This is a genomic window from Nonomuraea aridisoli (genome assembly GCF_003236395.1).
In the GTDB taxonomy this organism is placed as follows: Bacteria; Actinomycetota; Actinomycetes; order Streptosporangiales; family Streptosporangiaceae; genus Nonomuraea; species Nonomuraea aridisoli.
Window position 1 is genome coordinate 1 of record NZ_POUD01000381.1, and the last position, 7,038, is coordinate 7,038.

6 protein-coding genes are annotated in these 7,038 nt (G+C 70.0%); all 6 read right to left on the bottom strand.

The annotated features are described in order from the left end of the window. Positions 1 to 1,417, bottom strand: a 1,417-nt coding sequence (locus C1J01_RS44600) for an LLM class flavin-dependent oxidoreductase (RefSeq protein ID WP_220040428.1), incomplete at its 3' end; no start/stop codon positions are given. Positions 1,418 to 1,759: 342 nt separating this feature from the next. After that, the gene (locus C1J01_RS50670) at positions 1,760 to 1,921 is read right to left on the bottom strand and encodes a hypothetical protein (RefSeq protein ID WP_181449312.1); all 162 of its coding nucleotides are present in this window, start codon (positions 1,919 to 1,921) and stop codon (positions 1,760 to 1,762) included. 2,237 nt (positions 1,922 to 4,158) lie between these two features. Then, on the bottom strand, positions 4,159 to 5,031 hold the full coding sequence (locus tag C1J01_RS44610) for a DivIVA domain-containing protein (protein ID WP_111185069.1): 873 nt from the start codon (positions 5,029 to 5,031) through the stop codon (positions 4,159 to 4,161). A gap of 104 nt (positions 5,032 to 5,135) precedes the next feature. After that, complete coding sequence (locus C1J01_RS44615) at positions 5,136 to 5,423, bottom strand: YggT family protein (RefSeq protein WP_111185070.1); 288 nt, start codon at positions 5,421 to 5,423, stop codon at positions 5,136 to 5,138. 80 nt (positions 5,424 to 5,503) lie between these two features. Then, positions 5,504 to 6,004: a cell division protein SepF gene (locus C1J01_RS44620; protein ID WP_111185071.1), complete on the bottom strand. Its 501-nt coding sequence runs from the start codon at positions 6,002 to 6,004 to the stop codon at positions 5,504 to 5,506. A gap of 138 nt (positions 6,005 to 6,142) precedes the next feature. Further along, the gene (locus tag C1J01_RS44625; protein WP_111185072.1) at positions 6,143 to 6,835 is read right to left on the bottom strand and encodes a YggS family pyridoxal phosphate-dependent enzyme; all 693 of its coding nucleotides are present in this window, start codon (positions 6,833 to 6,835) and stop codon (positions 6,143 to 6,145) included. Positions 6,836 to 7,038: the final 203 nt, after the last annotated feature.

Here is a 7,038-nt window from a genome sequence, read left to right on the forward strand (position 1 = left end):
GACCCAACCCCACCACGAACGCCAGCGCCTTTGGCATGCACGGATCCACATCGTCCTCCAGCACGAACGAACCCTCGCCCCACCGGCGCGGGTGGGTCCGGAGTCGGCGCCTGCATTGCGCACTACGCCTCCCGTAACTTCTCGCCCCACGCCGTGCCCCACTCGCATGCCAACCGACCGCTCCCCCTCCGGGCCATTCAGGCACGGCCCTGGGCGCCGCCACCACCTCAACAAGCCGTCTACCGCGAACAGGGATGCCGACCCGCACCCGCAAGGCACCGGTCCCCACGCCGACGCAGACCACAGGGTGCGGTGGCCGGCGCGGCTCCTCCCCCCCGGAGGTTGGGAAGAGGGGATGCGAGTTCGCCGGTGATCGGCTCAGGTGGACAGCTTCGCGAGCTCGGCCATCTCCGTCGGTGGATCGATCACCGGCTGAATGACGATCTCGTTGACCCCGGCTTTGTTCCAGGGTGGCGATGCGGGCGAGGAGGTTGTCCCGCGTTCCGACCAGCGCCAGTGTGTCGATCAGCGACGGCAGGATCAGGTCCCGGTCCGCCGGAGCGATGCGTCCCAGGTAGTTGGAGTAGAGCGCGATATGCCGGTCCGGCGCGGCGATCGTGGTGCCTCGCCGGTCGAGGAGGGACCGCACCGCGTCGCGTTCTTCAGCGCAGAGCCCTTCGGCGAACGCAGGTGTGTCGGCGGCGAAGGCCAGGAATGACATGACGATGTGGCCCGTTGCGTCCCGAGCCGAGTCGCCGTAGGGGTCCTCACCCTCGTCGAGCACGTGCAGCGAGGTCATGACGTAGAAGTCGGCGTCGCCGGGAGCGCCCCCGGCCTGTCGCCGGGCGTGCTCGCGCGCGTGCCAGGCGGCGGGGTCCAGGCTGGCGAAGGAGATGATGCCGGTGCGGCGGCGGCCGGCGACGGCGGCGGCCTTCAGGCCGGTCGCGGCCACCAGGAACTCGATGGGGTCAGTGGTGTTCACGTGCTGCCCGGCATGCAGGAGCCGGATGTCGCGGACCCGGTCACCCTCGCGGTACTCGGCGATGCCTCCGGCGCACAAGTCCTGCAGGGCGGCGGTGAATCTTTCGAGTTCGGCCACCGTGGCGGGCGGCATTCCCAGGGTGCGCCGGGCGGTGTTCCCGGTGCCGACGCCGCAGATGATCCGGCCCGGCGCCAGCGCGTTGAGGCTGGTGAACGCGCCGGCCGTTGCGGGCAGCGACCGCAACGCCGGTGAGGTCACGCCGATGCCGAGCTTGATGCGGCTGGTGACCTTGGCGCACAAGGCCAGCGCCACGAACGGATCACCGTGGAGCAGGGGTGTGTCGTAGACCCAGAAGCTGCTGAAGCCCAGTTCCTCGGCCTGTACGGCCAGTTCCTCCACCTTGGGTTGTGCCGTGACCACGATGCCTTTGCGCATGATGCCTCCGTCGGCTGATACCGGCTCAAGCAAGTGGAGCCCTACCTGACCGACAGCGGTACCAATCCCCACTTACATTGCCAATCCTGGGCTCAACCCAAGGGATTCGCGTCTGCCGCAGGGCCGAAGCGGGAGCCGGCCAACCGCTTCACGGGCGTGCCGGCAACCACCACCGCTCACATCGGTACGGGTCGCAGGCATGCTGGCATACGAAGCACCGCCGGGAGCCGGCCAACCACTCCACGGGCATGCCGTCAAACACTCCAGCACACGTCGGAACGGAAGCCAGCCAACCACTTCACGAACATGCCGCCAACCACCGCACACACGTCGGAACGGGAGTCAGCCGACCGTTTCGCGGGCGTGCTGGCAAACGGAGCAGCTCGTGAAGCCGGCCGCCTGGGCCGAGGAGAGGGCCATCGTCTGGACCTCGGCGTCACCGGCCCCGCGGATCAGCGGGCAGTCCGTGCTGTGGTAGCGGCGAGTGCCGACGATCACCTTCACGGTCCCGGGGCGCTCACTCTTGCCCCCACCACGATCGTTACCGTCGGAGTCGTCACCGTTCTTCGCCTCGGCCTTCGGACTCGAACCGGGCGTCTTACCGGCCGTACCGGACCCCTGAGGCCGGGACGTGGCAGGAGCCGACGCGCCACCTCCCAAGGCAGTGGCGGAGGAGCCGCCCTTCGACGAGGGGCCGCCGCTCTCGCCCCCGCGGGACGCCGCGGACGAACCGCCGCCATCGCCACGGGCACCACCGCCCTTGGCGGCACCCTCCTTCGGAGAACCCGCCTTGGAAGAACCCTCTTCGGGAGCGCCAGACTGGGAACCACTCGCCTTGGGAGCGCCCGGCTTGGGCGCAACCGGCTTAGGAGCACCCGGCGTGGGAGCCGCGCTCTTGGACGCTTCGGCCGGAGAGCCCCCACTCGTCGAGCCGGCCGCACCCCGCCCTGAGGCAGGGGCGGACGGACGTGCCGACCCCGTCTTCCCGGCGCCGGACGCCCCGGCGGGCGGTCCCGGGGGCAGCGGCCCCTTCGGCTTGGCCTGAGACTCGGCCGAGGACGCGGGCCGTTCATGGATGATCACAGTGTCGATCACAGTGTCGCCGCCCGAGGACGGCTCCGCCCCCGACCCGGCAGGTCGCTCAGCCTTTTCACCGGAACCCGAAGGACGCTGCGACGACTTGTCCGAGCCGGATGGACGCGGCGACGGCTTGTCGTCGGCAGCGGAGGGACGTACAGACGCCCCAGAGCCACCCGAACCCCCGGGACGGCCGGGCATCGCGGAAGAAGACACGCGAGGCTGCGGCGCCGTAACAGGCCCGAGGTCATCGTCATCGGCTGCACCGGACGCGCCCTGCCCCGGCTTGCCGGAGGAACGACCAGCCGACTCGGCGCCGGTTCCGCCCTGTCCGCGTTCGCTCCCGGAACGGCGCGACTCCTCAGCGGACGCACCCGCCGAACGACCGACGCCGTCACCGGAGACACTGGAGGTACCGGACGGAACACCCTTGCCACCGGGCCGATCCGTCCGACCAGGCGTGCCACCCGAACGATCGGCCTGATCACCGCCCTTACCAGGCTCAGCAGCCGCGCGGGCCTCCCCAGCCGTGGCCCCTGGTCGGCCGATGTCCCTGGACCCGGCCCCAGGACGGCCGGACTGAGCGGCGGAATCATCCGCAGCTTCAGGCTTGCCGCCACCGGAAGAACCAGGCTTGCCCGTGGCCCCGGGCTTGCCGCCCGGCCGGCCAGGCCCACCCGGCGACCCCGCGGCGCCCGTGGCGGCCCCGGAGCTCCCAGAGCCCGGCGCACCGGACGCGGACGGCTTGGCAGAAGCAGCAGATTCGGCAGAGGCGGATTGTTTGCCGGCCGGCGGCTCGGCACGCGACGCGTGCGGCGGCCGGAAGTAGGAAGTCTCGGACTCCGCCTGCTCGTCATCGGATGCGGCGGAGGAGGATGCCGGGGCCTGGCTCGCGGCGGCGGCCGAGGGGCGGCCGAACCAACCGGTGGCGCCTTCCTCGTGGGCGGCGGCAGGCTCCGGGCTGGGGGTGGAAGCCTTCGTGTCAGGCTTCGGCGGGGCGACCGGCAACCGTTGGTCGCGGGTCTCCGCGGAGGTCTCGGCCCGGCGCTCGGTGCTGACGGCGGGGCCGGGGACGACAGCAGGCTCGGGATCGGCGGCAGGCGGCAACTGCCGTCCGCCGAGCGCGGCGTCGGGAAGGCAGGTCGTACAGGGCGTGAAGCCCTCTTCGCGTGCCTCCTCGTAGGTGAGCTCCTCGCTCTCCCGGCCGACCAGCTGCCTGCAGCCGGGGACGTGGTAGCGCCTGCGTCCCGGGATCACCAGCACGATCGCGTCGGGCGCGACACCGCTCGCCACCGGTCGGCGCGCGGCGGGGGCGTGGGGGGCCGCCGTCCGCTGCGGAGCCGGGGGATGCGGTTGGGGTCGCGGCTGATGAGCCGTCGGGCCGGTCTGGGGGTACGGCGGAGCCGGCGGCATGAGCCCCTTCGGGGGGGTGGCCGGCGCAGCGGCCTGCCCACCACCGGGAAAAAGCTCGTTTCGCCGCAGGAACGCCCCGATCACCAGGAACAGCGCGGACAGCACGCTGACCACGATGGACCACATGATCAAGAACGGCTTCGCCAGTACGAAGCCCGCGATCAGCAGAACCACTGCCGCGAGCACCAAACCAGCACTGATAAGGATCACAGGGGGCTCTTTCGAGTGACAGGTCCTAGTGACCCGCTACTTTACCGGCGGTCGTTGTGGGGACCGTCACCACCGGGGAAAGCGCCCTGCGGAGCCTCACCGCCGAACGGGTTGCCACCGGGAAGCGGCTGCTGCCCACCCTGCGGCACGGCGTGCGACATGGCGGGAGCCTGACCCTGCGGACCGCCCGGCATGACCGGGAACCCACCGCTGCCCTCGGCCGAGACGTTGAGCTCGGCGAGCTGGTTCTCCAGGTAGAGCTTGAGCCTGCTGCGGTATTCGCGCTCGAAGCTGCGCAGCTCCTCGACCTTGCGCTCGAGCTCGTCGCGCGTCTGCACGAGCGAGCCCATCGCCTGGCGGTGGCGCTCCTGCGCGTCGCGCTCCAGCGTCTCGGCGCGGGCGCGGGCGTCGCCGATGACCTGCTCGGCCTGACGGCGGGCCTTGGTGAGGATCTCGTCGGCCTCGCGACGGGCGCGGGTCACCGTCTCGTCCGCCTCCCGGCGGGCGTCGGCGATCGCCTGGTCGGCGGTCTGCTGGGCGAGCGCGAGCACGCGGGCCGCGGTGTCCATGTTGTCCTCGGCGGGAGGCATGTTCATGGCCACGGGGACCGGCTGCTGCTGCACCGGCGGCTCAGGGGCCCGCATGGGCTCCGGCTGCGGCGGGGCCATCATCTCGGGCTTGGGCTGCTGCTCCTGGACCGGGGCGGAGGCCATGGGCATGTTCATGCCGCCCGGCACCTTCCCACGCAGGCACTCGGCCAGCTTGGCGCGGAGCTCCTCGTTCTCTTGGATCAGGCGGTCAAGCTCAGCTTCGACCTCGTCGAGGAAGGCGTCGACCTCTTCCTCGTCGTAGCCCGGCCGCAGCCGGGTGGTACTGAACTGCTTGTTCCGCACATCAGCGGGCGTCAGCGGCATTTTTTGGTCTCCTTGGCGCGCTTGGAGTCTGTCCGGAGGACGGTAACCCGAATCACCTCAGCGCGGACACGAGTTGGAACACGACCGGCACGACACAGGCCCGCTCATCGCAGCATTCCAGCGATCTGAATCAAGATCAGAACCACGATGAACAGGACAGTGAAGCTTAGGTCAAAGGCCACCGTACCCAACCGGAGCGGAGGAATGAAACGGCGGAGGAACTTGAGTGGTGGGTCTGTTGCGGTGTATGTGGCCTCCGCCAGCACCAGGACGACGCCCGTGGGACGCCACTGGCGGGCGAAAGCCTGCACCGTCTCGAAGATCATCCTGCCGATGAGCAGCACCAAATAGAGAGACAGGACTACGACCAAGATCTGACTGACGATCCCCACGGCCCGGCCGCGCCTCCACTTCTGGTGTGCCCTCCCGGTCTCGGCGAGACCTGGTTGGGTCCGGTAGACATACAGAGACTCTAACTCTGGTTGAAGAACCCGCGCTCCGCGATTCGGGCCTTGTCCTCAGCGGTCACCTCGACATTGGCAGGGGACAACAGGAACACCTTGTTGGTAACACGTTCAATGCTCCCGTGTAGGCCAAAAACCAGACCTGCTGCGAAATCGACCAGACGCTTGGCGTCACTGTCGACCATCTCGGTCAGGTTCATGATGACCGGGGTACCGTCACGGAAGTGCTCCCCGATGGTACGCGCCTCGTTGTACGTCCGCGGATGCAGGGTCGTGATGCGCGCCAGATCGGTCGTACGGCGCTCCACGACGGCCGTCGTGGGCCTGGGCGCGGGCACCACCGCGTCGGGCTCGTCGTCGCGGTCCTGGACCGCGACGGGTCGCTCCTCACCGGACCGCTGGACGTCGTCGTCATAGGGGTAGTCGTCCGGGTACGTCTCATACCTCTCGTAGCGGTCGTCCTCCACGAGACCGAGGTAGACCGCCATCTTGCGCATCGCGCCGGCCATCGCTACGTCGTCCTCCTGCTCATGGTCGCACCCGCTCGGGTCCGTCGCCGTGTCCGAGGCGGTAGGGCGTACCCCCTGGAGCTCACCGCTGATCGACCTCTACTTGATCGTGGACCTGAAGACCCACTTGAGGGGACATTACCTGACGAAGGGCTTGCGACGACCGAGCAACGCCGTACCGACGCGCACGTGTGTCGCGCCGTACGCGATGGCCTCGGCCATATCGCCGCTCATGCCCGCCGACACCATCGTGGCCCGGGGGTGCTGCTCCTGCAGGCGCACCGCCAGGTCGCGCAGCCGGGAGAAGGCCTTGGCCGGCTCTTCACCCAGCGGCGCCACGGCCATGACCCCGCCGAGCCACACGCCCTCCGCCAGTGCCACCTCGTCGGCGAGCGGAAGCAGCTCCGCCGGGCGGCAGCCGCCCCGCGCCGGGTCGTCGTCGAGCGCCACCTGCAGCAGGCAGCCGACGTTGCGGCCCTGGCGGACCGCCTCCTTGCTGATCGCCTCCACCAGCCGCAGCCGGTCGACGGAGTGGATCACGTCGGCGTAGCCGACGACGGAGCGGACCTTGTTGGTCTGCAGCTGGCCGACGAAGTGCCACGTCAGCGGCAGGCCGGCCAGCTCGTGCGCCTTGGGGGCGGCTTCCTGGTCGCGGTTCTCGCCGACGTCGCGCACGCCCAGCTCGGCCAGGATGCGGATGTCGTCGGCGGGCCGCGTCTTGGTGACGGCGATCAGCGTGACCTCGCCCCGGTCGCGCCCCACGGCGTGACACGCCTGTGCGATGCGCGCGTCGACCTCGGCGAGCCCGGCCGCGATCTCGTCCCTTCTCACGTGCTCTCCCTCACTCCCGGCGTCCTCACGCCCCGCGCACACGACGGCGCCGCTCCCGTATCCCTGCGGGGAGCGGCGTCAGGTGTGCGGCTACTTGAGGAAGTCGGGGACGTCGAGTTCCTCTTCCTGTTCCTCGAAGACCACTCGCGGACGTTTGGCGGGCTCCGACATGCGGGAGGTGATGGGCGTGGGCGGGGTGGCGG

Bases quoted from the DNA above. Each gene is read 5' to 3' on its own strand.
- C1J01_RS44610 (WP_111185069.1), bottom strand. From the start codon at position 5,031: ATGCCGCTGACGCCCGCTGATGTGCGGAACAAGCAGTTCAGTACCACC.
- C1J01_RS44620 (WP_111185071.1), bottom strand. From the start codon at position 6,004: ATGGCCGGCGCGATGCGCAAGATGGCGGTCTACCTCGGTCTCGTGGAG.